Raw genomic sequence first — 21410 nt, 5'->3', positions numbered from 1 at the left:
CTCAGCCGGCCATGTCGAGCGCCTGGCCGATCATCCGGTGGCCCTGCGCCTCGAAGTCCTCGTCACCGACCTGGTAGGCCCACACCGCGGAGCCGACGGCTTCGTGCAGCAGCATGCGCCGCCAACTCGCCGGCTCCCGAGGGTCCCGGCCGTAGCCGTCGAAGAACGCCGGCTCGAGCAGCGGCGACCGTTCGAAGTCCTGCCGCGCGAGTCGGGCGAAATCAGTTGCTGCTGGCCGCATTTCGGCTCGGCCAAAGTCGATGATGCGCACGTCGTCACCGTCGATGAGCCAGTTGCGCGGCTGCCAGTCGCCGTGGGTCGGCACCACCGCGACCGGCTCGGCCGGCCAGTCGCGGATGGCATCGCGTAGGCGCCCGACGGTGTCCGGCGCGATCCGGTGATCGGAGGCGAGCCACCGGACGATCCGGTCGTGAGCCTGCGCCAGGTAGTCGTCGTCCACGCCCTGGTGCTGGGCGTGAAAGTCCGCGAGCAGCCGGCCCGCCTGGCGGTAGCACTCCGGGTCGTCCTGTGCGGGGCTGCCCAGCACCAGCCGGCCGGGCAGGTGAGCGGTGACCAGCAGCTTGGCCGCCGCGTCGGCGTGGACGAGCTTCGGCGCGTGCCCCGTCACGGCCCAGACCGGCACCCACTCGCGGTGTGCGTGGATCTCGCGGGCGATGTGCTTCTCCGCCTCACCGCCGGCCTTGACAATGAATCGCCCTCGGGCATGGACGATTTCGAGGACGGTGCGGTCATCGAGGCCCCAGGTGTGGTCGGCGACGACGGCATACCCCGGCAGCCAGGTGTCGAGCAGCTCCCGCTGGCGCGCGGTCAGCGACGGCGTCGGCCGCTCAGCCGGCGGCATCGAGCGCGTCGAGTTGCTCGGTGGTGATCGGTAGTTCTGCGGCGGCCAGCGCCTGGTCGAGTTGCTCCAGCGAACTCACGCCGACGATCGGGCGCACCGGCGGGTCGCTGTGCAGCAGCCAGGCGAGCACGGTCTGCCCGGCGGTCGCGTCGAGTGCGTCGGCGACTTCGTGGAGCGTGGCGAGGCGTGCGTCGCTGCCCGGGTGCCGATAGGCATCCGGGAACGGCCGGTCCGATCGGTCATAGCTGCCCTGGATGAGCGGCGAGTACGCCCACAGTTCAAGGCCGTTGGAGGCGACGTAATCCATCGTCTCGTCGGTCGCGAAGCCGAAGCGGTGGTCCTTGCCGGGCACGGCGACGTCCGGTCGGGGCCGGAGGTATGACGTGGTCAGTTGCAGCAGGCTGAAGGGCTCCAGACCCTGCGCGGCGGCGAGTGCGCGAGCCCGTTCCACCCGCCAGGTGGGGTGATTGGAGATGCCGAGTCGGTGTACGGCTCCCGACTGTACCGTCCGCCCGAAGGCTTCGACGGTCTCCTCCAGCGGAGTCGCACGGTCCTCGCCGTGCGCCCAGTAGATGTCGATCGTCTCGACGCCGAGCCGCTCCCGGCTGCGCTCGACCTCGCGGGCGATGACCGGCGCGGACAGGCCCTCGACGACGTCGAATACGCCTGGGGTGACCGGCTCCTGACCCACCTTGGTGGCGATCGTCAGCTCATCGCGCAGGCCGGGGTTGGCCGCCAGCCACCGGCCGATGACCGCTTCGGACTGGCCGCCGGCACCGGTGTCGGACGCCCAGAAGGCGTAGCAGTTGGCCGTATCGATGGTTCGCCCTCCGCGCTCGACGAACCGGTCGAGAAGGGCGAACGAGTCCTTCTCGTCGGAGCGGGTGCCAAAGTACATGGCGCCGAGCACGAGGTCTGCTGTCGAGATCGTCACGCACCGAGACTAAGGCCTGATCGAGTGGACCAGAACCGCACCGAGGGGACCACACGCAGCACCCGGATGGTTGGTCCTGTCGAGGCGCGGATGTGGTCCGGTCGATCAGAGACCGAGGAACTCCCGGATCGCGGGCAGCTCCCGCTGCGCCTGCTCGTAACCGTCGCGGTAGCTCGCCTCGAGGACGTCGAGCCGCCGCTCGCCGTTGCTCACGGGATCGCGAGTTGGCACGAAAACGTATGCCTTGCCTTGCTTTTCGAGCTCAAACAGTCGCTCACGGGTGGCGTTGTAGCGCTTGGCCCGCAGAGCCATCGCGTCCGCGACGGCCGGGTATTTGCGGTAGTAGGCCCGGAAGAACCGGTCGTGTCCCTGCTCGGACTTGACGTAGTCGCGGGGCTGGGTCAGCACCACCAGGAACTTCTCGTAGCCGTCGCGCTCCGCGATGTCCAGGGGTATGCCGCCGGACTCGCCGAGTGCGCCGTCGACATACAGGTGGCCGTCGAGCTTGACCGGCGGCATCAGCACCGGCATCGACGAGGAGGCCTGCACGCGGGTCACCACGTCGAGCAGGGTCGGCATGTCCTTGCGACCCCAGTAGACGGTCTCGCCGGTGGTCGCCTCGAAGGCGCCGATGCGCCACTCGTCGTCCGACGCGGCGAAGGTGTCCCAGTCGAACGGCAGCGCGGCGCCGGGCAGGCCCGACTCCTGGTAGATGTAGCGGGAGTTGAAGAACCCCTTGCCCCGCACGAAGCTGCCCCACCCGCCGAACTGCGGGTCCTGTGCGAAGGTCGTGAACGATGCCTTGGCCCGCCACGCATCACGGGTGACGTAGTTGGACGCGTTGGTCGACCCCGACGAGATGCCACCGACCCAGTCGAGCCGGATCTGCTCCTCGATCAGGGTGACCACCAGCCCGGCCGAGAAGCTGCCGCGCATCGCACCGCCCTCCAGCACGAGGGCGGTGTCGGTGATCAGGTGCTCAGTCGACACCGGAGTCGATCGCCGCACGGTCGAGCGCGTCGTCCTCGTCGGTGTCGACGGCCGGGTTTGCCGAAATCGCAGCAGCACCACCGGGTTTGAGCTCTCCGACCAGGTCGGTTTCGCGCTCGGGCAGGGCGCCGAGCCCGGCATACAGCTCCAGCTTGGAGCGGGTGTCGGCGATGTCGAGATTGCGCATGGTCAGCTGCCCGATGCGGTCGGTCGGACCGAACGCGGCGTCCTCGGTGCGCTCCATCGACAGCTTGTCCGGGTGGTAGCTGAACGCCTCTCCCTGGGTGTCGACGATCGTGTAGTCGTCGCCGCGGCGCAGCCGCAGGGTGACCTCACCGGTGACCGCCGACGCGACCCAGCGCAACAGGCCCTCGCGGATCATCAGCGACTGCGGGTCGAACCAACGGCCTTCGTAGAGAAGGCGACCCAGCCGCCGGCCCTCCACGTGATATTGCGCGAGGGTGTCCTCGTTGTGCACGGCATTCACCAGGCGCTCGTATGCCGCAAAGAGCAGCGCCATGCCGGGCGCCTCGTAGATGCCCCTGGACTTCGCCTCGATGATGCGGTTCTCGATCTGGTCCGACACGCCCATGCCGTGCCGGCCGCCGATCTCGTTGGCGAGCTGGAAAAGCTCCACGACGTCGTCGAAGGTGCGGCCGTTGATCGCGACCGGGCGGCCGCCCTCGAAACGCACTGTGACGTCTTCGGTTTCGATTGTCACCTCGGGATCCCAGAAGCGGACACCCATGATCGGCTCGACGATCTCCATCGAGGTGTCGAGGTGCTCCAGGCGCTTGGCCTCGTGCGTCGCGCCGAGGATGTTGGCGTCGGTGGAGTAGGCCTTCTCCTGCGAGTCGCGGTAGGGCAGGTCGCGCGCGGTCAGCCACTCCGACATCTCGTGGCGTCCGCCGAGCTCGTCGACGAAGTCGGCGTCCAGCCACGGCTTGTAGATGCGCAGCGAGGGGTTGGCGAGCAGACCGTAGCGGTAGAACCGCTCGATGTCGTTGCCCTTGTAGGTCGAGCCGTCACCCCAGATCGACACGCCGTCCTCCTGCATGGCGCGCACCAGCAGCGTGCCGGTGACGGCGCGGCCGAGGGGAGTGGTGTTGAAGTAGATGCGGCCGCCGGACCGGATGTGGAAGGCGCCGCAGGCGATCGCCGCCAGGCCCTCCTCGACCAGCTGACGCTTGCAGTCGACCAGGCGGGACAGCTCCGCGCCGTACTGCCCGGCACGCCCGGGCACCGACTCGATGTCCGGCTCGTCGTACTGCCCGAGATCGGCGGTGTAGGTGCACGGCACGGCACCCTTCTCGCGCATCCAGGCAACGGCCACCGAGGTGTCCAGGCCACCGGAGAAGGCGATGCCGACGCGCTCGCCGACGGGGATGGAGTTCAACACTTTCGACACGGGTGCAGCCTATCTTTGTCCGACATGACCACCGACGACCCGTGCCCGTGCGGATCGGGCCTGCCCTTCGACCAGTGCTGCGGTCCGCTGCTGTCGACCGAGCGCCTCGCGCGGACGGCCGAGGAGTTGATGCGGTCGCGCTACACCGCCTACTACTACGGCAACCGCGAGCACCTGTGGCGCACCTGGCATCCCAAGACCCGGCCCGCCGAGGTCGAGGTCAACGACGGCGTGCGCTGGACCGGCTTGCAGATCAACGAGATTCGCGAAGGTGGGCCGGACGACGACACGGGCATCGTCGACTTCACCGCGTCGTATGACGGGGGTCGCCTGCACGAGCGCAGCCGCTTCGCCCGGCGCGCCGGCCGCTGGTTCTACCTCGGTGAAGAACAAGCTGGCGAAGAAGCCCGGGAAGAACCCGGCGACGAGCACGCCGGCAAGGACGGTCAGCCCGACAGATAGCGGATCAGGCCGGCGGCGCGATCGAGCTGGGCGGCCTCCGCCGCCGGCATGAAGGCGGTGCGCGACCGGCGGAACTCCACCGCGTCGTCGAGACGGTCGAGCGGTTCGGCGACGGTGAGGAACGCATCCAGCAGGTCGGTCGCGTTGGGGTGCCGATCGGCGAGATAGGCCAGGGCGTAGCAGGCCAGGATCACCGCGGTGACGGCCACGTCCAGCCCCGGCGCGCCCCAGGCGGCGTTCTCCCAGTCGATCAGCACCGGGCCGTCCGGCCCGATGAGCACGTTGTTCGGATGCAGGTCCAGGTGGATGAGCTGGTCACCACCGGTCTCCGGGAGATCGACGTGCGGGGCACGTCGTACCCTGTGGGTGCTCCGGTGCAGGTCGGCGAGCACGGTCATCGCCTCGTCGGTCGCCATCCGCCCGGCGGCCAGCTGGTGCAGCATCGTCGGTCCGTCGACGCGCTCGACGACCAGGTCGGGGCCGGCCGCGAGCAGCACCAGGGGAGTGGGGACGCCGGCATTGCGGGCGAGCCGAGCCGCCCGTGCGACCCGGTCGGCCGGCCAGGCGGGGTCGCGGTAGCGGCGCAGCACCCGCCCCCGGCCCAGCGCGTAGACGTCGGCGGTCGCGCCCGACGCGAGCAGCTCACCGATCTCGAGCGGGTCGGGCGAGGTCATCGGCGCAGCGTATGACGGGGCACGCGCACGCCGGCCGTCATCCCGGCATCACGGTGGTCACCACGGCGGTGCGGCTCGGACGCCGCGGGGTCGAGCCGAAGCCGAAGGTCACCGGCCGGTCGACCGGACGCAGGGCGCCGAGCGACCGGCCGGCCCAGGTGCCGGCCGCCGAGGTCACCGCGTGCTGATCGAAGGCGCCGTAGAACTCGCGGCGACCGTCGCGCGCCGAACCGGCGGTGCGCACCCCGCGCATCAGCAGCCGGGCGGCCGGGTCGGCCGTGCGGCACCAGGCGGGTGCGGTCGTGACCCGGCGCGGCGGCAGTGACAGCAGTCGTCCGAGCAGGGTGCGGGCACCGATCGTCCACACCAGATGCAGTTCGCCGGCGGTGAGCACGCAGGTCCGGCCGACGGCCCCGACCGTGACGGTCACTACCTTGACCTCGTCGAAAACGTAGGTCTGGCTGATGAATTCGGCGATCTCGGCCGTCGGGGCCAGCAAGGTCCGCACCCCTCCGTCGTCCTGCAGCATGACGTCGCTGAACGCCCCGAAGGGCGAGTCCGGCCACTGCCCGATCACGACGCGGACGCCGCTGGTGGTCCCGATGCCGGTGATCCACCCCGCAAAACGCTCCCGGCCCGACGCGCTCATGCGTCGGCCGTGACCGGCTGTCGCAGCATGAACACCTCGTCATACACGGTGAAGCCGGCGCGTCGCAGGATCGGCGCCGAGGTGCTGACCCGTCCCTCCACGAACGCCAGCCGGCAGCCGCGCTCCGCGGCCGCGCGCAGGCGGGCGTCGAGGACGGCGCGGTAGGCACCGCGGCCCCGCGCCGACGGGTCGGTGGCGCCGCCCCAGAGCTTGGCGACCGCGCCGCCCGCGACATACGACGTGCCGCCGGTCGAGACCGGCCGCCCGTCGAGATAGCCCACCAGGTATTCGCCCGAGCCGTCCGTGGCGGCGCGACGGCGCTCGGCGAGCTGTTCGTCGGTGACCGGCTGGAGCGGCGTCTCGAACGCCGCCGACTCCACCGCCCGGAAGTCCTCGACCTGCCGGCGCTCCACCGCGGGCTCGGTCGTGATGTCGACCGGCGCCTCGAGGTCGGGGCGCGCAGCGGTCAGGTCGAGCACGAGCACCGCGAGGCGCTCCTTCTCCTCGGCGCCGCGGGAGAGCAGCGCGTCGACCAGGGCCGCCGGCCGGGTGCGGGCACTGAGCCCGTGCCAGTAGAGCGCCGGACGCTGCCACTCCCGCGCGATGGCCTCCGCGTCGGCGATGAGCGCGGTCGCCGGACGCTCCGAGTCGACGTTGTAGACGCCGGTGTCGTAGACGAATCCGTTGTCGTAGCGCACGATGTCGAAACCGTCGGCCCGGAGGTGCTCGCTCTCCGGCGGCACCCAGAAGCTCGCGGACGCTGCGCGAATCAGTTGGTCGACGTTCACCCCGCCGACGATAGACCGCCCGGGTCAGGCGCCGATCGTCATCCGCAGCGTGCGCTCGTTGCCGCACGAGACGAAGCCGAAATCGCCGAGCACGTCGGCGAGTTGCGGCTGCGCCTTGGCGATCGCGATGCGGCAGCCGGCGCCCTGCGCGCGGCCGAGCCGATCGCGGGTCAGCGCGCGGTAGACGCCGCGGCCCCGCGCCCAGCCCGCCGTCGCACCACCCCAGAGCACGGCCAGGTCGTCGCGGGTGGTGAGGGTTGCCGATCCGGCCGGCCGGCCGTCGACCATCGCGAGCAGGTGGGTTTCGAAGCGGTCGGTGCCCTGGGCGTGGCGCCGGGCGATGTCCAGGTCGTCCGGCTGCGAGCGGTGCACCTCCCACGAGTCCTGGTCGACCGTGCGCAGCATCCGCACCTCGGCGTCGTCGCCCGGCTCGTGCACCTCGATCGCCGGGTCGAGCCCATCCGGTGTCGTGGCGCGGTCGAGCTCGACGGCGAAGACCGCGTGCTGGTCGGCGACCTGCGCCCCGGCGGCGAGCAGCGCGTCCTCCAGGCCGCGCGGCGCACTGGTGTCGGTCAGGCCGTGCCACCACACCGCGGTGCGGCCCCAGGCCCGCGCCTGCGCCACCACGTCACGGATCAGCTCCCGCGGCTCACGCTCGCCCCGTATGTCGAAAACCCCTGCGTCGTAGCGGTATCCGGTGTCGAAGCGGACCATCGTGAAGTCGTCGGTGACGAGCCGGGGCGCCGAGGGCGGAACCACGCAGCTCGTCATCGCCAGGGGCATCGAGAGCGTCGGAGGCATGCCCTCGACGGTACGAAAAATCTCGCGCTGCCCGCGGATCTGCACGCAGTGTGGACGCAATCTGAACGCAATCTTTACGTGTCGGTAGCGTCGCCGCAGCCGTCGAGCGCCGGCCGGGCACCCGGCGAGTCGTGGTGCGGCCGCCGGTTTCCGTACGATGGTCCGCGGCTCCCGCCATACACCGCCTTCATTCGTAAAGGAAGACCTGTGCTCCGCACCCACGACGCCGGCACGCTGCGTGCCGACAACGCCGACCAGACCGTCACGCTCGCCGGGTGGGTGGCCCGGCGGCGCGATCACGGCGGGGTGGCCTTCCTCGATCTGCGCGACGCCAGCGGCGTCGTGCAGGTGGTCGCCCGCGACGAGGTGCTGACCGGTGCGGCCCACGCGCTGCGCAACGAATACGTCATCCAGGTCACCGGCGTGGTTCGTCCGCGCGACGCCAAGGACGTCAACCCCGACCTGCCGACCGGTGAGGTCGACGTCGTGGCCGACACGATCGAGGTGCTCAGCGAGGCCGCGCCGCTGCCGTTCCAGATCGACGAGCGAATCAACGTCGGCGAGGAGACGCGGCTGAAGTACCGCTACCTCGACCTGCGTCGGCCCGCGCAGGGCGACGCGCTGCGGCTGCGCTCGAAGGTCAACGCCGCGGCCCGCAGCGTGCTGGCCGAGCGCGACTTCGTCGAGATCGAGACGCCGACGCTGACCCGCTCGACCCCGGAAGGCGCCCGCGACTTCCTGGTGCCGGCCCGCCTGCAGCCGGGCAGCTGGTATGCGCTGCCGCAGAGCCCGCAGCTGTTCAAGCAGCTGCTGATGGTCGGCGGCATGGAGCGCTACTTCCAGATCGCCCGCTGCTACCGCGACGAGGACTTCCGCGCCGACCGGCAGCCGGAGTTCACCCAGCTCGACATCGAGATGAGCTTCGTCGAGGAGGACGACGTCCTCGAGCTCGGCGAGGCGATCGCCAAGGCGCTGTGGCGGGTCATCGGCGTCGAGCTGGAGACGCCGTTCCAGCGCATGACCTATGCCGACGCGATGCGCCGCTTCGGCACCGACAAGCCCGACCTGCGCTTCGACCTCGAAATCGTCGAGTGCACAGACCTTTTCAAGGACACCACGTTCCGCGTCTTCCAGGCGCCGTATGTCGGTGCCGTCGTCATGCCCGGCGGCGCCTCTCAGCCGCGCCGCCAGCTCGACGGCTGGCAGGAGTGGGCCAAGCAGCGCGGCGCGCGCGGGCTGGCCTACGTCCTCGTGCAGGAGGACGGCACGCTGACCGGGCCGGTCGCCAAGAACCTCACCGAGGCCGAGGTGGCCGCGCTGCCGGGCCACGTGGGCGCCAAGCCGGGCGACTGCATCTTCTTCGCCGCGGGCGAGCCCAAGCCCTCGCGCGCCCTGCTCGGTGCCGCGCGGCTGGAGATCGGCCGGCGCTGTGACCTGATCGACGAGTCGAAGTGGTCGTTCCTCTGGGTGCTCGACGCGCCACTGTTCGAGCCGGCCGCCGACGCTGTCGCGTCCGGTGACGTCGCCGTCGGTGCCGGCGCGTGGACCGCGGTGCACCACGCCTTCACGATGCCCAAGAAGGAGTTCCAGGAGACCTTCGACGCAGACCCCGGCGAGGCGCTCGCCTACGCCTACGACATGGTCTGCAACGGCAACGAGATCGGCGGCGGCTCGATCCGTATCCACCGCAAGGACATCCAGGAGCGGGTCTTCGAGGTCATGGGGCTGTCGGAGGAGGAGGCGCAGGAGAAGTTCGGATTCCTGCTCGAGGCGTTCCAGTTCGGCGCGCCGCCGCACGGCGGCATCGCCTTCGGCTGGGACCGCATCTGCGCGTTGCTTGCCGGCACCGACTCGATCCGCGAGGTCATCGCGTTCCCGAAGTCCGGCGGCGGCTTCGACCCGCTGACGTCCGCCCCGACGCCGATCACGCCGCAGCAGCGCAAGGAAGCCGGCGTGGACGCCAAGGCTGAGAAGGTCGACAAGGCTGAGAAGGACGCCGCCGAGAAGGCAGACGTCTCGGAGAAGACGGAGGTCTCGGAGAAGGCAGAGCAGAAGGGCGGCGGCGCAGCCGAATAGCGACCGCAGCCGCTCTCACCGAGAGGCACAACACCGCATCGAGCGGACCACGAAATCCGACGGATTTTATGGTCCGCTCGATGCGTGTGTGGTCCGCTCGGTCGCTCAGCTTGCGAAGCGCGCGGAGGCGAGCTGGCGCGAGTGCGCGACGAGGGCACCGGTGGAGTCCCAGACCTGGGCGTCCTCGTTGAGCAGGCCACCGGCGACGTGCTCGGTGGTGAGGCGCAGCTGCAACCAGCCGGGGGCGGGCACCGCGCGCACGTAGCCGGTGAACTCCACCGTCGGCACCCAGCCGACCGAGCCGAGGTCGAACGACACCGGCGGGAAGGCGTCGAGCACGAGCAGCAACCCGGCGGGGTCGATGTCGGCCTCGTCGATCAGCCGGATCCAGCCGCGCATCTCGCCGGTGCCGCTCGGCCGGCCGAGCGCCCACCCGATCGTCGCCGGGTCCATCCGCACGTCCCAGCGTTTGAGGAAGCCGGAGTTCATCATCATGGACGGCGGCGCATCCGAGCTCGGCACACACTCCTCGGGCGGCGGAATCGCAGGTGCCGCAGTCGTTTTCAGCACCGGATCGGCGTAGCGCCCGAGGTCGCCGAGGGTGACCAGCGCACGGAAGCGCTCGACGTCAGCCCCGTCGACCGGCTGACTCACGCGAACCTCTGCGGTTGTCATGGAGCGGCCGCTGCGCAGGATCGTCGGCTCCAGCCGCACCTCGCCGGGCCCGCTGGGGGAGAGGAACACCGCCGAGAAGCTCAGCGGGTCGCCGTGCCCGCCGGCCGCCGTGCTCGTCCGGGCGGTCGCCCTCGCGGCCAGCGACATGAGCAGGCCGCCGTTCATCGCTTCCCCGATGGCCCAGTCGTCGTGGAGTTCCCCGGTCCAGCCGTCGTCCGAAGCGCGCAGGTGCAGGGCCCGGCTGTACTCGCTCATGGCGGCAACCCTACTCATCGGTAGGCAATCAGTGCCGCAGGGATGGAGCCGGTACGACGAGCGCCGCGACATAGGTTAGCCTTCCCTTTCATGATCGCTTCTCGTCAGCGCCTGCGACGCACTGTCGCCCTCGCACTGCCCCTGTCCCTCGCCCTCCCGCTCGCCGCCTGCGGCAGCAGCGGAAGCGGTGGCTCCTCGTCGTCGTCGAACGGGTCGGCCGGCGGTTCGTCGAGCTCGACCTCCGCTGCCGCGGCCGGCGGGGCGACCTCGTCGTCGGCGGCGGCCAAGCCGACCGGCGCGATCACCGTCTACAACGCGCAGCACGAGTCGCTGGGCAAGGAGTGGATCGACGGGTTCACCAAGGCGACGGGCGTCAAGGTCAATGTCCGCAACGGCAGTGACACCGAGATGGCCAACCAGATCGTCGCCGAGGGCAAGGCGTCGCCGGCCGACGTCTTCCTCACCGAGAACTCCCCGTCGATGACGATCGTCGAGAACAAGGGCCTCTTCGCCAAGGTCGACGCCAACACGCTCGCCGACGTGCCGCAGCAATACCGCCCCTCCACCGGCATGTGGACCGGGATCGCAGCCCGCTCAACGGTTTTCGCCTACGACAAGAGCAAGTTGAAGCCCAATCAGCTGCCGGCGTCGATCATGGATCTCGCCAAGCCGGAGTGGAAGGGCCGCTGGGGCGCGTCGCCGTCCGGTGCCGACTTCCAGGCGATCGTCAGCGCCATGCTGCAGTTGAAGGGCAAGGACGCCACGCTCGCCTGGCTCAGGGCGATGAAGACCAATGCCAAGCCGTTCAAGGGCAATTCGACCGTGATGAAGGCGGTCAACTCAGGTCAGATCGACGGCGGCGTGATCTACCACTACTACTACTTCGGCGACCAGGCCAAGACCGGCGAGAACAGCAAGAACGTCGGTCTGCACTACTTCGGCAAGCAGGACCCGGGCGCCTTCGTGTCGGTCTCCGGCGGTGGCGTGCTGAAGTCGAGCAAGAACCCCACCGCCGCGCAGGCGTTCCTCAACTACGTGGTGAGCAAGCAGGGCCAGGAGGTGCTGCAGAACGGCACGTCGTTCGAATACCCGGTCGGCTCGCAGGTGCCCGCGAACAGCAAGCTCAAGCCGCTCTCGCAGCTCGGCGCGCCGGCCGTCGACCCGGCCAAGCTCAACAGCCCCGAGGTCGTCACCCTCATGCAGGACGCTGGTCTGCTCTGACCAGTCAGCCCCTCTCGCAGCGGGTGGGCGCGGCCGTGCGGTCGCGCCCACCCGTTGTGACGACGCTGCTCGCGGTCGTCGTCGCTCTTGCCGCGCTGATCCCGCTCGCCTACGTCCTCCAGTCGGCGTATGACGCAGGCTGGTCCACCGCCGAGCAGTTGATCTTCCGCCCCCGCATCGGCGAACTCTTCGCAAACACAGCCAAACTCATCGGCCTCGCGGTCCCGCTCAGCGTGCTGCTGGGGGTCGGAGCGGCGCTCGTCGTCGAACGCACCGACCTGCCCGGGCGGTCGCTGCTCGCCCTGCTCTTCGCCGCCCCGCTGGCCGTGCCGGCGTTCGTCGCCAGCTACGCGTGGGCCACCGTGTGGCCCTCGATCGGGGGCCTGTCGGGTGCCGTGCTCATCTCGGTCGCGGCCTACTTTCCGTTCGTCTACATCCCGGTGATGGCGACCCTGCGGCGCCTTGACCCGGCCGTCGAGGAGTCGGCCCGCGCGCTCGGCCTCGGACCGGCGGCGGTGCTCTGGCGCGTCGTGTTGCCGCAGCTGCGCCTGCCGATCCTCGGCGGCGCGCTGCTGGTCGCGATGCACCTGCTCGCCGAGTACGGCGCGTTCGCCTCCATCCGGTTCGACACCTTCACCACCGCGATCTACGACCAGTTCCAGTCGACCTTCGCCAGCGCGGCAGCCTCGATGATGGCCGGCGTGCTGGTGCTCTGCTGCCTGCTGCTCCTGATCGGCGAGGCCGGCGTGCGCGGCCGGCAGCGCTACGCGCGGCTCGGTCCTGGCGTGGCCCGCCGCGGTCGCCCGGCGCGCCTCGGGTGGTGGAGCCTGCCGGTATGGGTCGGGGTGCTCGTCGTGCTCGCCACCACCCTCGGCGTGCCCGGCTGGAGCATCACCCGCTGGCTGATCAGCGGCGGAAATGCAGTCTGGACAAGCGATCTGGTGTCGACGCTGCTCACGACCACGGTCTACGGCGTGATCGCCGGGGTGGTCACCGTGGCAGCTGCGCTGCCGATCGCCTGGCTCGCCGTGCGGCATCCCGGCCGCTGGGTGCGGGCCCTGGAAGGGTCGACGTTCGTGGCGGCGTCCATCCCCGGCATCGTCGTCGGCCTGGCCTTCGTGTCCTACGCGATCCGCTACGCGCAGCCGCTCTATCAGACCGCGCCGCTGCTGGTCGCGGCCTATGCCGTGCTGTTCCTGCCCCGCGCGGTGGTGACCTTGCGGGCTGGCATCGCGCAGGCGCCGCCGTCGCTGGAGGAGGCCGCGCGCTCACTCGGGGCGAGCGCGCCGGCGGCATTCGTGCGCGTCGCCCTGCGCCTCATCGCACCGACCGTCGGAGCGTCGATCGCGTTGAGTTTCCTCGGGATCGCCGGCGAACTCACCGCGACGCTGCTCCTCGCGCCGACCGGGACCCGCACGCTCGCGACCGAGTTCTGGGCGTTGTCGGGGGAGATCGACTATGCGGGAGCTGCGCCATACGCGTTGTTGCTGGTGGTGCTGTCGCTGCCGATGACATATCTGTTGTTCCGTCAGTCCAGGAAGGTGGCCGGCCTGTGACCGCTGGCGAGATCGGGCTCGAGGCGCGTCGCCTCACCAAGTCGTATGCCGGGGCGCCCGTCCTGCAGGACGTCGACCTCGATGTGGCAGCGGGTTCCGTTGCGGCAGTAGTGGGTCCGTCGGGTTGCGGCAAGACGACGCTGCTGCGGTGCATCGCCGGTTTCGAGACGCCGGAGGCGGGCCAGGTGCGCATCGACGGCCGGGACGTGGCCGGGTCCGCATGGGTGCCGGCGCATCGGCGCCGGGTCGGCTACGTCGCCCAGGACGGCGCGCTCTTCCCGCATCTGACCGTCGGTCAGAACGTCGGCTTCGGCCTGCCGCGGCGGGAGCGGTCGGCCGCCCGGATCGGTGAGCTGCTCGAAGGGGTCGCGCTCGATGCCGACATGGCTCGCCGGCGTCCCGATCAGCTGAGTGGTGGCCAACAGCAACGGGTTTCGCTGGCGAGGGCCCTCGCTCTGCGTCCTCGGGTGATGCTTCTCGACGAGCCGTTCTCGGCGCTCGACACCGGGCTGCGCGCTCGCACCCGCGAGATCGTCGGCGACGTGCTGCGCGGAGCAGGCATCACCACGGTGCTGGTCACCCACGACCAGGAGGAGGCGCTGTCGTTCGCCGACCAGGTCGCGGTGATGGCGCGCGGCGGTTTCCGTCAGGTGGGGTCACCGACCGACGTCTACCTGCACCCCGCGGACCTGGAGACCGCCCGATTCACCGGCGAGACGGTCGAATTGCGGGCGACCGCGGCGGACGGCCGGGTCGAGACACCGTTCGGCGCGGCGGCTGTCGACACCGACCTGACCGGCCCGGTGCGCATGGTGCTGCGACCGGAGCAGGTCGAGGTGCGGGCCGCTGATGATGCGCCCGACAACGCCGACGCGGCGGTCGTCGAGCAGGTCGACTTCCGCGGCGATCACGTGCGGGTGCGAGTGGGTCTGCCGGGGGAGACGGAGCCGCTGGTGCTGCGTGCCGCCACGGTCGCCGGTCTGCGGGTGGGTGACCGGGTGCGGCTGCGAATCTCGGGTGAGGCCAACGTGTTTCCGGACCGTGACTGACCGCGACGCTCAGTCCCGTGGCCGGTCGAGGTCACGGGCGGCGGCAGCGATGAGGTCGGCGAGTTCGGTCGGCCGGCGTCTGACGCGTCGGACCCAGCGAAGCCCGACGCACGAAGCGCGTAGTCGCGGAATGAGTAGTCGTAGCTCGACTCTGACACCCATTCCGGACAGGGGACGTCCTGCAACCGGCTACGCGGCGACGTGTGCGTGGCCGGGCATGCGGCCGGGGGTGAGGTCCCAGGTGACGCCGTCGGGGCGGACGTGTGCCATGAACCCGTGGCGGTGGACTTCGTGGTGGTGCCGGCAGCAGAGCATGGCGGAGTTGGTGAGGCTGGTTTCGCCGCCGGCCCACCAGGGTCTGACGTGATGGACTTCGCAGAAACCTGGCGGTCGATCGCACCCGGGGAAGGTGCACCCGCCATCGCGTATGACGACGGCCGCGCGTAAACCCTTGGTCACCAGGCGTTCTCGCCGGCCCACATCCAACGGCTGACTCGGCCCACCCAACACCGCCGGGATCAGCTCCGCATCACACGCTGCCCTTCGGGCGGCTCCCGCATCGAGCACGTCACCGCTCGGGGTGGTCGCCCCGCCGAGCCCTTCGGTCAACGCCGTCAGGTCCATGGTCAGCAGGATCGTGGCAGCCGACCCGACGGGTGCCGCCTCACCGGCAGCAACCTTCGCGCCCGCAGCGATCAGCTCCATCAATGCGTCCGCCCGGCGTTTGCCCGGAGTCCGTTCGTCCCGCACGGTCTGGGTGGTGCCCGATCCGGCGAGACCGGAACCGTCGGTGCCGACGGTGGCGGGCAGTGGCGCGGACCCGGCCGTGATCGCCGCCTTCAACACCGCGGCATTCGCGGGTGCCAACTCGGCCACCAACCGGGTCATCCCGGTGGCAGTCGTGCCCACGTCAACGTTTCGACCTGTTCAAGTTTCGCGTCCTGCACGGAGAGCGCTTCGGTGGCGTAGGTGGCGAGGATCTTCCGGGTCAACGCCTGCACACCACGTGCACCCAACGCCGGGTCCAGTTGCAGGAACCACGCCAACACTTCACTCCGGCCGGCGGTCGGGATCACCGGCGTCACCTTGTCCGCATTGGTCAACGCCGCCCGCGCGGTCGACACCGTGCACGGCCCTCGTGCGACCGCTGCCGCGATGACCGCGTTCTTCCGCTCCCGGCACGCCTCGGTGACCACCGCGATCGACTTCGCCTCCGCCGGTTCGATCGGCACCCCGGAAGCTTCGGCGTGACGGCATACCCATTGCGTGGTGTTCGCCGCTGTCGAGCTCGCGACCGTCCCACGGTCCACCGCGTCAGCGGTGACCACCGCAGCAACCTGCGCCGACCGCCCATGCAACCGCAACAACACCTGCGTCAGTGACTCCACTTGCCCGTCGCCGAGCTGGTGCACCACCTCCGGCACCTCATCCAGCAACGCGGCAAGCTCTCGCACTCGGTCCAGCACCGCCGGCCCACGACCCGGCTCAACCGGCACCCGAACCGCCTCGGCAGGCAGCTCCGGACACTCCGGCAGCGGCACAGCAGAATCGAGAGACATGGCCCGAAACTCCTTCCGCCGCAGTGGTTTTCGTCGTGTGATCATCATACAGCTGACCACTGACAGCCGAGGGTCAATCGAACATATATCGCAACAAATCGAGTAAGATTCACTCCGCCAGTCGCCGGCTGCCCCACGCGTGCGCGACGGCGTAACCCAGGCCGTCGTACACCGCACGCGCGCGGTCGTTGTCGGCATACATGCCGAGGGTGCACACGCCATACCGTTCGAGCGACCAGCGGGTCAGGGCCGCGATGAGCGCCAGGCCGAGCTGCCGGCCCCGCATGTCCGGATGCACCACGATGCCGGTCAGGTGCGGCGCACCACCCTGCGTCAGATGTATGGCGCCGGCCGCGATCAGCCGGCCCTCCGCGCGGGCGCCGAGCCATGTGGTGGTGATGCCGCTGCCCGGCTCCGACTCGGCGGTCGGGTTCCCGATCTCGTTGAGCGCCAGGATGTCTCGCGCATCGGCGACATCGTCCAGGGGGACCAGTTGACGTTCGGCGTCGACGACCGGCGGCATGCTGGTGGTCCACATCCAGTCCCAGTCGCCGCCGGGACGCAGGCGGTCGCCGAACACCTCGGCGAGCATCCCGACCTGCGACCGCTCGACCGACACCGCATCGACCGACGCCGGCAACTCCGCCGCCGCAAACTCCAGCAGGGCCCGCACCTGATCGTCCGGCCCGATCGCGGTCAGGCTACGGATCCTGCGCGAGTGCGACAGCCGCTCGAAGGCGACAGCGTCGCCGACCGACCAGATGTCCCCGACATGCGGCCTCGGCAGGTCCCATCGCACGAACGGGTCGTCACCCCACCGCTCGTGCAGTGCGGCTGCGGGCAGGCGGCGGATCGGGGTGTCTGACACGGACGTTAGCGTGGCACGCGTGTCGGACGATCTCTTCGCCGCCGCCGGTGAGACCGCTGGCGGCGATGCCACCACGCCGCCGCTCGCCGTGCGGATGCGGCCGCGCGCGATCGAGGAGGTGCGGGGGCAGAGTGACGCCCTGAAGCCAGGAAGTCCGCTGCGGCGGCTGATCGAGGGCGCGCGCGGCGCGGCCGGTCCGATGTCGGCGATCCTCTGGGGGCCGCCGGGCACCGGCAAGACCACCCTCGCTCACCTCGTCGCGACCGCCGCCGAACGCCGCTTCGTGGAGCTGTCCGCGATCAACGCCGGCGTCAAGGACGTCCGCGCGGTCATGGAGCAGGCCACCCGCGACCGTGACCTCTACGGCCGGCAGACCGTGCTCTTCCTCGACGAGATCCACCGCTTCAGCAAGGCACAGCAGGATGCGTTGTTGCCCGGTGTCGAAAACCGCCTGGTCGTACTCGTCGCGGCGACGACCGAGAACCCGAGCTTCAGCGTGATCGCCCCGCTGTTGTCCCGGTCGATCCTGGTGCGTCTCGAGTCGCTGACCGACGACGACATCGCGCACCTGCTCGACGACGCGGTCGCCGAAAATCGTGGTCTTGCAGGCGAATTCGCGCTCTCCGAGCAAGCCCGCGACCATCTCGTGCGAATGGCGGGAGGCGATGCGCGGCGCTCGCTCACCGCGCTCGAAGCCGCCGCCGGAGTCGCGCTCGACGCCGCGGGCGCCGGTGCCGAACGCCCGGTGTCGATCGAGGTCGCCCACACCGAGCAGGCGATGGCGACCGCCGCGGTGCGCTACGACCGCGCGGGCGATCAGCACTACGACGTCGCGAGCGCGCTGATCAAGTCGATGCGTGGCAGTGACGTCGACGCCTCCCTGCACTACCTCGCTCGCATGCTCGAGGCGGGGGAGGACCCGCGGTTCATCGCCCGGCGCATCGTCATCAGCGCGAGCGAGGACGTCGGCATGGCCGACCCGACCGCCCTGCAGACCGCGACCGCGGCGATGCACGCCGTGGCGCAGATCGGCATGCCGGAGGCGCGGATCATCCTGGCACAGGCGGTCGTGCACAACGCGCTCGCGCCGAAGTCCAACGCGTCCTACAAGGGCATCAACGCCGCGATCGAGGACGTGCGCGCCGGACGCGGGGGAGCGGTGCCGCCGCACCTGCGTGGCAGTGGGTATGCCGGGGCAGCCGCGCTCGGCCACGGCGACGGCTATCGCTACAGCCATGACGAGCCGGGCGGCGTCGGACCACAGCAGTTCCTGCCGGACGACCTGGTCGACGCCGACTACTACCACCCGACCGATCGCGGCTGGGAGCAGTCGCTGGGCCCGCGCTGGGCCTCGCTGCGGGGCGTGATCAAGGGCGGCGGCACCGGCTCACAGTGAGCGCACGGCGTAAACAAGTAACAATCACGTTTCAAGTGGGGTAAAGCCCGGTCAAGGCGTCCCGATCGTGACACCGTGCCCACGGCGCATGGTGCGCGGTGGAATCGGGAGGAACGTCAAGATGCGTTGGTCGAGCAAACTTGCAGTGGCGGCAGTTGCAGTCGCGATGCCGTTGGCAGCGTGCAGCAGCAGCGGTCCCGGTAGCAACCAGTCGGACGCGGCGTCGAGCGGCACCGCGCGGGGCACCGCCAAGAACTCCGCGATGGACGCGTCGGTCAAGGGCCCGGCGCCGGAGATCAAGGGCGCCAAGACCGGCGGCACCCTCACGATCACGACCGGCGATTCGGCGCCGCCGACCTTCGACCCGGCCGGCGCCTACTACGTGCTGTCGATCGCCACGCTCTCGGAGCTGGTGACCCGCAGCCTGACCGGCTACCAGATCAAGGACGGCACGCCGACGCTCGTGCCGGACATGGCCGCCGACCTCGGCACGCCGTCGGCGGACGGGCTCACCTGGACCTTCAAGCTCAAGCCGGGCATGAAGTACAGCAACGGTCAGCCGGTCAAGGCCGAGGACTACGTCTACGCGATCAAGCGGTCCTTCGACCCCGACCTCGGCGGCGACGGCCCGGCGCCGAGCTACCTCGCGTCATACCTGGTCGGTGGCAAGGACTACAAGGGCGTCATCGCCGACCCCAAGACCGACTTCAAGGGTGTGACCGCGCAGGGCGACGACACGGTGGTCTTCCACCTGACCCGCAAATGGCCGACGCTGCCCTACTACCTGGCGTTCCCGGCTGCCTCGCCGATCCCGCAGGCCGCCGACACCAAGGCCAACTACCAGGCCAAGCCGCTCGCGACCGGGCCCTACCAGGTCAAGTCGTTCACCAAGGGCCAGCAGTTCACCCTGGAGAAGAACCCCAACTGGGACGCCAAGTCCGACCCGATCCGGCACCAATTCCCCAACGAGATCAACGTCAAGCTCGGCGTCACCGCGCTCACCACCCAGCAGCAGATCCTGGCCAACAGCGGCACCGGCTCGACCACCGTCGACGTCACCGGCGTCGACGCGTCGCTCGCCAGCAAGGTGAAGTCGCAGAAGGACCAGTTCGTCTTCGGTCCGTCGCCGTGCGAGTCCTACTGGCCGCTCGACACCCAGAAGATCCCGTTCGAGGTGCGCAAGGCGATCGCGGTCGCCTACCCCTACGACCAGATCCGCAAGGCCGGCGGCGTGAGCAACCTGACCTACGACCCAGCGACGATGTACGCCCCGCCGCAGGTGCCGGGTATGACGCCGTACCCGCCCAACAACGGGCTGACCGGCAAGGGACCGGGCGACCCGGCCAAGGCCAAGCAGATGCTGAAGGACGCCGGCAAGGACGGTTTCCAGCTGTCCTACTACTTCCGCAACGACGACCCGCAGCTGGTGCAGTCGAACGTCGCGCTGAAGGACGCCCTCTCCAAGGCCGGCTTCAAGGTCAAGGACGTCGGCGTGAGCAAGGAGGAGTACAGCGCCAAGCGCGTCGCGCCGAACAGTGGGATGAACGCCGGCCAGGGCATCAGCTCCTGGTGCTACGACTGGCCGTCCGGCGACTCGATCTACCCGCAGCTGTTCAGCAGCACCTCCAACGCCGAGAAGCAGCGCTCGGTCGGCAACCTCAAGGACGCCGCGATCGACAAGGAGATCGAGCAGATCAGCGCGATGGATCCGGCGGCCGCGGCACCGAAGTGGCTGGCGCTGGACAAGAAGATGACGGCCCAGCTCGTCGGTATGCCGATTTCCTACAGCAAGAGCAGCTACGTATTCGGTAGCAAGGTGCACAACGTGATCAACGACGCCAACCACGGCATGCCCGACTTCGCGCAGATCTGGGTCGGCTGACGACGGATTGCCCAAGATAAGCCGGTGGAAGTGCACAAGGTAACGATTAGGTGACCTTAGGCCGGACACAGGTGGACGTTCGCCCGGCGTGTGGCAAGTTAGTCAGGTCACATCGGGCGGGGGCGCACAAGGGTGTGACCACCATTCGACATCGGTGTCCGTCGATCGCGGATGCCCGGATTTGTGTACGTGTTGTAGTTACGTCGATTGACCTGGAGGATCGATGACCGCTGGACCCGGTGGCGTCAACGAGACGCTGCAGGAGGTGGCCGCGACCGAGTCGGCCGCCGGCAGCAAGGGTTCGCTGACCGAGGGCAAGGGCGGCGGCAAGGGTGGCCTCCAAGGCCGCTCGCCGATGCAGATCGCGCTCACCCGGCTGCGGCGGGACAAGGTCGCGATGGTCTGCCTCGGTGTGGTCCTGCTCTTCGTGCTCATCGCGATCTTCGCCCCGGTGCTGGCCGGCATCGAGGGTCAGTCGCCGACGACGCCGCACTACGACCTCATCGGCGGCGACAACCTGCCGACGTTCTACACCAACGCCGACCACTGGCTCGGTGTCACGGCGGGCACCGGGTACGACGTGTTCGCCCGTTTCGTCTACGGCATCCGGCCGTCGTTCCTGATCGCCATCTCGGCCGCGATCCTGACCACCATCATCGGCGTCGTGCTGGGTCTGCTCTCCGGCTTCTTCGGCGGCCTCTGGGACACCGTCATCGGCTGGCTGGTCGACTTCGTGCTGTCGCTGCCGGTGCTGCTCTTCGCGATCGCGCTCGTGCCGGTGCTCTCGCAGTGGTTCATCGGCAACGAGCCGACGCAGTCGCAGACCCAGGTCGTGCGCGTCGTGGTGATGATGATCGTGCTGGTCGGCTTCGGCTGGGCCAGCACCTGCCGCCTGGTGCGCGGCGAGGTCCTCGCGATGCGTCAGCGCGAGTTCGTGCAGGCCGCGCGGGCGCTCGGCTCCCCGACGCCGCGGCTGCTCTTCAAGGAGATCCTGCCCAATCTCACGAGCATCATCCTGGTCTCGATCACCACCGCGATCCCGGCCTACATCGGCATCGAGGCGGGGCTGTCCTACCTCGGCGTCGGGCTCACCGCGCCGACCGCCGACTGGGGCCTGGACATCTCGCTCGCGCAGCAGCAGATGCAGAACTTCGCGCTGCCGCTGCTGGTGCCGCTGCTCGGCCTCCTGATCCTCGTGCTCTGCCTCAGCCTGCTCGGCGACGCCGTCTCCGACGCCTTCAACCCGAACACCCGCCGATAACAACCCCAAGGACCCCGGCAACCGCCGGACGCACAAAACAAGGA

At 69.8% G+C, this 21410-nt stretch carries 20 protein-coding genes; 8 read left to right on the top strand and 12 right to left on the bottom strand.

The window, feature by feature from the left end:
- Position 1 precedes the first annotated feature (1 nt).
- The 4 genes from HJ588_RS18710 to argG all read right to left on the bottom strand — a co-directional run bounded on the left by HJ588_RS18710 (position 2) and on the right by argG (position 4194).
- Complete coding sequence (locus HJ588_RS18710; RefSeq protein WP_171158469.1) at positions 2-862, bottom strand: aminoglycoside phosphotransferase family protein; 861 nt, start codon at positions 860-862, stop codon at positions 2-4.
- Positions 849-1796: an aldo/keto reductase gene (locus tag HJ588_RS18705; RefSeq protein WP_343036804.1), complete on the bottom strand. Its 948-nt coding sequence runs from the start codon at positions 1794-1796 to the stop codon at positions 849-851. The genes HJ588_RS18710 and HJ588_RS18705 overlap by 14 nt, the downstream gene beginning before the upstream one ends.
- Before the next feature lie 105 nt (positions 1797-1901).
- Positions 1902-2786 (bottom strand): patatin-like phospholipase family protein, encoded by an 885-nt coding sequence (locus HJ588_RS18700; RefSeq protein WP_343036803.1) that lies wholly within the window; start codon positions 2784-2786, stop codon positions 1902-1904.
- Complete coding sequence (argG, locus tag HJ588_RS18695; RefSeq protein ID WP_171158466.1) at positions 2776-4194, bottom strand: argininosuccinate synthase; 1419 nt, start codon at positions 4192-4194, stop codon at positions 2776-2778. Before argG ends, HJ588_RS18700 begins: the two co-directional genes overlap by 11 nt.
- 24 nt (positions 4195-4218) lie before the next feature.
- Here argG and HJ588_RS18690 point away from each other — a divergent pair, with 24 nt between their 5' ends.
- The gene (locus HJ588_RS18690) at positions 4219-4656 is read left to right on the top strand and encodes a YchJ family protein (protein WP_171158464.1); all 438 of its coding nucleotides are present in this window, start codon (positions 4219-4221) and stop codon (positions 4654-4656) included.
- On the opposite strand, the gene HJ588_RS18685 is transcribed toward HJ588_RS18690, so the two are convergent.
- Genes HJ588_RS18685 through HJ588_RS18670 form a run of 4 tightly spaced genes read right to left on the bottom strand, consistent with a single transcriptional unit; the run spans position 4641 to position 7568 of the window.
- On the bottom strand, positions 4641-5330 hold the full coding sequence (locus tag HJ588_RS18685) for a phosphotransferase (protein ID WP_171158462.1): 690 nt from the start codon (positions 5328-5330) through the stop codon (positions 4641-4643). The two genes, HJ588_RS18690 and HJ588_RS18685, sit on opposite strands and share 16 nt — an antisense overlap.
- 37 nt (positions 5331-5367) lie before the next feature.
- Positions 5368-5979, bottom strand: a complete 612-nt coding sequence (locus HJ588_RS18680; protein WP_171158460.1) for a hypothetical protein — start codon at positions 5977-5979, stop codon at positions 5368-5370.
- Positions 5976-6767, bottom strand: a complete 792-nt coding sequence (locus HJ588_RS18675; RefSeq protein ID WP_171158458.1) for a GNAT family N-acetyltransferase — start codon at positions 6765-6767, stop codon at positions 5976-5978. Before HJ588_RS18675 ends, HJ588_RS18680 begins: the two co-directional genes overlap by 4 nt.
- A 24-nt stretch (positions 6768-6791) precedes the next feature.
- A complete protein-coding gene (locus tag HJ588_RS18670; protein WP_171158456.1) occupies positions 6792-7568 on the bottom strand; it encodes a GNAT family N-acetyltransferase in 777 nt (258 codons plus the stop codon).
- A gap of 207 nt (positions 7569-7775) precedes the next feature.
- On the opposite strand from HJ588_RS18670, the gene aspS reads away from it, so the two are divergent.
- Positions 7776-9644 (top strand): aspartate--tRNA ligase, encoded by a 1869-nt coding sequence (aspS, locus tag HJ588_RS18665; RefSeq protein WP_171158454.1) that lies wholly within the window; start codon positions 7776-7778, stop codon positions 9642-9644.
- A 105-nt stretch (positions 9645-9749) separates the two neighbouring features.
- Here aspS and HJ588_RS18660 read toward each other — a convergent pair whose 3' ends face one another.
- A complete protein-coding gene (locus HJ588_RS18660) occupies positions 9750-10574 on the bottom strand; it encodes a thioesterase family protein (protein WP_171158452.1) in 825 nt (274 codons plus the stop codon).
- Between the two features lie 90 nt (positions 10575-10664).
- Between HJ588_RS18660 and HJ588_RS18655 the strand changes: the two genes are divergently transcribed.
- From HJ588_RS18655 to HJ588_RS18645, 3 genes are read left to right on the top strand one after another with little or no spacing between them, the layout of a single operon-like run.
- Entirely contained in the window at positions 10665-11795 is a 1131-nt protein-coding gene (locus HJ588_RS18655) for an iron ABC transporter substrate-binding protein (RefSeq protein WP_171158450.1), read from the top strand.
- Positions 11796-11851: 56 nt separating this feature from the next.
- On the top strand, positions 11852-13351 hold the full coding sequence (locus HJ588_RS18650) for an ABC transporter permease (protein ID WP_343036802.1): 1500 nt from the start codon (positions 11852-11854) through the stop codon (positions 13349-13351).
- Positions 13348-14400, top strand: coding sequence for an ABC transporter ATP-binding protein (locus HJ588_RS18645; protein ID WP_343036801.1), 1053 nt, complete (start codon positions 13348-13350; stop codon positions 14398-14400). Before HJ588_RS18650 ends, HJ588_RS18645 begins: the two co-directional genes overlap by 4 nt.
- A gap of 189 nt (positions 14401-14589) precedes the next feature.
- Here HJ588_RS18645 and HJ588_RS18640 read toward each other — a convergent pair whose 3' ends face one another.
- From HJ588_RS18640 to HJ588_RS20090, 3 genes are all read right to left on the bottom strand, one after another.
- Positions 14590-15309, bottom strand: a complete 720-nt coding sequence (locus HJ588_RS18640) for a DUF222 domain-containing protein (RefSeq protein ID WP_171158448.1) — start codon at positions 15307-15309, stop codon at positions 14590-14592.
- Positions 15285-15959: a hypothetical protein gene (locus HJ588_RS18635; RefSeq protein ID WP_171158446.1), complete on the bottom strand. Its 675-nt coding sequence runs from the start codon at positions 15957-15959 to the stop codon at positions 15285-15287. Before HJ588_RS18635 ends, HJ588_RS18640 begins: the two co-directional genes overlap by 25 nt.
- Positions 15960-16068: 109 nt before the next feature.
- Positions 16069-16827 (bottom strand): GNAT family N-acetyltransferase, encoded by a 759-nt coding sequence (locus HJ588_RS20090; protein ID WP_171158444.1) that lies wholly within the window; start codon positions 16825-16827, stop codon positions 16069-16071.
- A gap of 19 nt (positions 16828-16846) precedes the next feature.
- Here HJ588_RS20090 and HJ588_RS18625 point away from each other — a divergent pair, with 19 nt between their 5' ends.
- The 3 genes from HJ588_RS18625 (at position 16847) to HJ588_RS18615 (ending at position 21366) form a co-directional block, all read left to right on the top strand.
- Complete coding sequence (locus HJ588_RS18625) at positions 16847-18223, top strand: replication-associated recombination protein A (protein ID WP_343036800.1); 1377 nt, start codon at positions 16847-16849, stop codon at positions 18221-18223.
- 145 nt (positions 18224-18368) lie between these two features.
- A complete protein-coding gene (locus HJ588_RS18620; RefSeq protein WP_171158442.1) occupies positions 18369-20105 on the top strand; it encodes an ABC transporter substrate-binding protein in 1737 nt (578 codons plus the stop codon).
- A 223-nt stretch (positions 20106-20328) separates the two neighbouring features.
- The gene (locus HJ588_RS18615) at positions 20329-21366 is read left to right on the top strand and encodes an ABC transporter permease (RefSeq protein WP_212756139.1); all 1038 of its coding nucleotides are present in this window, start codon (positions 20329-20331) and stop codon (positions 21364-21366) included.
- Positions 21367-21410: the final 44 nt, after the last annotated feature.

This window comes from Flexivirga aerilata (assembly GCF_013002715.1).
GTDB classification, from domain to species: Bacteria; Actinomycetota; Actinomycetes; order Actinomycetales; family Dermatophilaceae; genus Flexivirga; species Flexivirga aerilata.
The sequence above is the reverse complement of the archived record's forward strand: the minus strand, read 5'-3'. Positions and strand labels throughout refer to the sequence as shown.

Excerpts from the sequence above, each read along its gene's own strand:
- HJ588_RS18710 (WP_171158469.1), bottom strand. The coding sequence starts at position 862 with ATGCCGCCGGCTGAGCGGCCGACGCCGTCGCTGACCGCGCGCCAGCGG.
- HJ588_RS18690 (WP_171158464.1), top strand. The coding sequence starts at position 4,219 with ATGACCACCGACGACCCGTGCCCGTGCGGATCGGGCCTGCCCTTCGAC.
- HJ588_RS18685 (WP_171158462.1), bottom strand. The coding sequence starts at position 5,330 with ATGACCTCGCCCGACCCGCTCGAGATCGGTGAGCTGCTCGCGTCGGGC.
- HJ588_RS18680 (WP_171158460.1), bottom strand. The coding sequence starts at position 5,979 with ATGAGCGCGTCGGGCCGGGAGCGTTTTGCGGGGTGGATCACCGGCATC.
- HJ588_RS18670 (WP_171158456.1), bottom strand. The coding sequence starts at position 7,568 with ATGCCTCCGACGCTCTCGATGCCCCTGGCGATGACGAGCTGCGTGGTT.
- HJ588_RS18660 (WP_171158452.1), bottom strand. The coding sequence starts at position 10,574 with ATGAGCGAGTACAGCCGGGCCCTGCACCTGCGCGCTTCGGACGACGGC.
- HJ588_RS18655 (WP_171158450.1), top strand. The coding sequence starts at position 10,665 with ATGATCGCTTCTCGTCAGCGCCTGCGACGCACTGTCGCCCTCGCACTG.
- HJ588_RS18635 (WP_171158446.1), bottom strand. The coding sequence starts at position 15,959 with ATGTCTCTCGATTCTGCTGTGCCGCTGCCGGAGTGTCCGGAGCTGCCT.
- HJ588_RS18615 (WP_212756139.1), top strand. The coding sequence starts at position 20,329 with ATGACCGCTGGACCCGGTGGCGTCAACGAGACGCTGCAGGAGGTGGCC.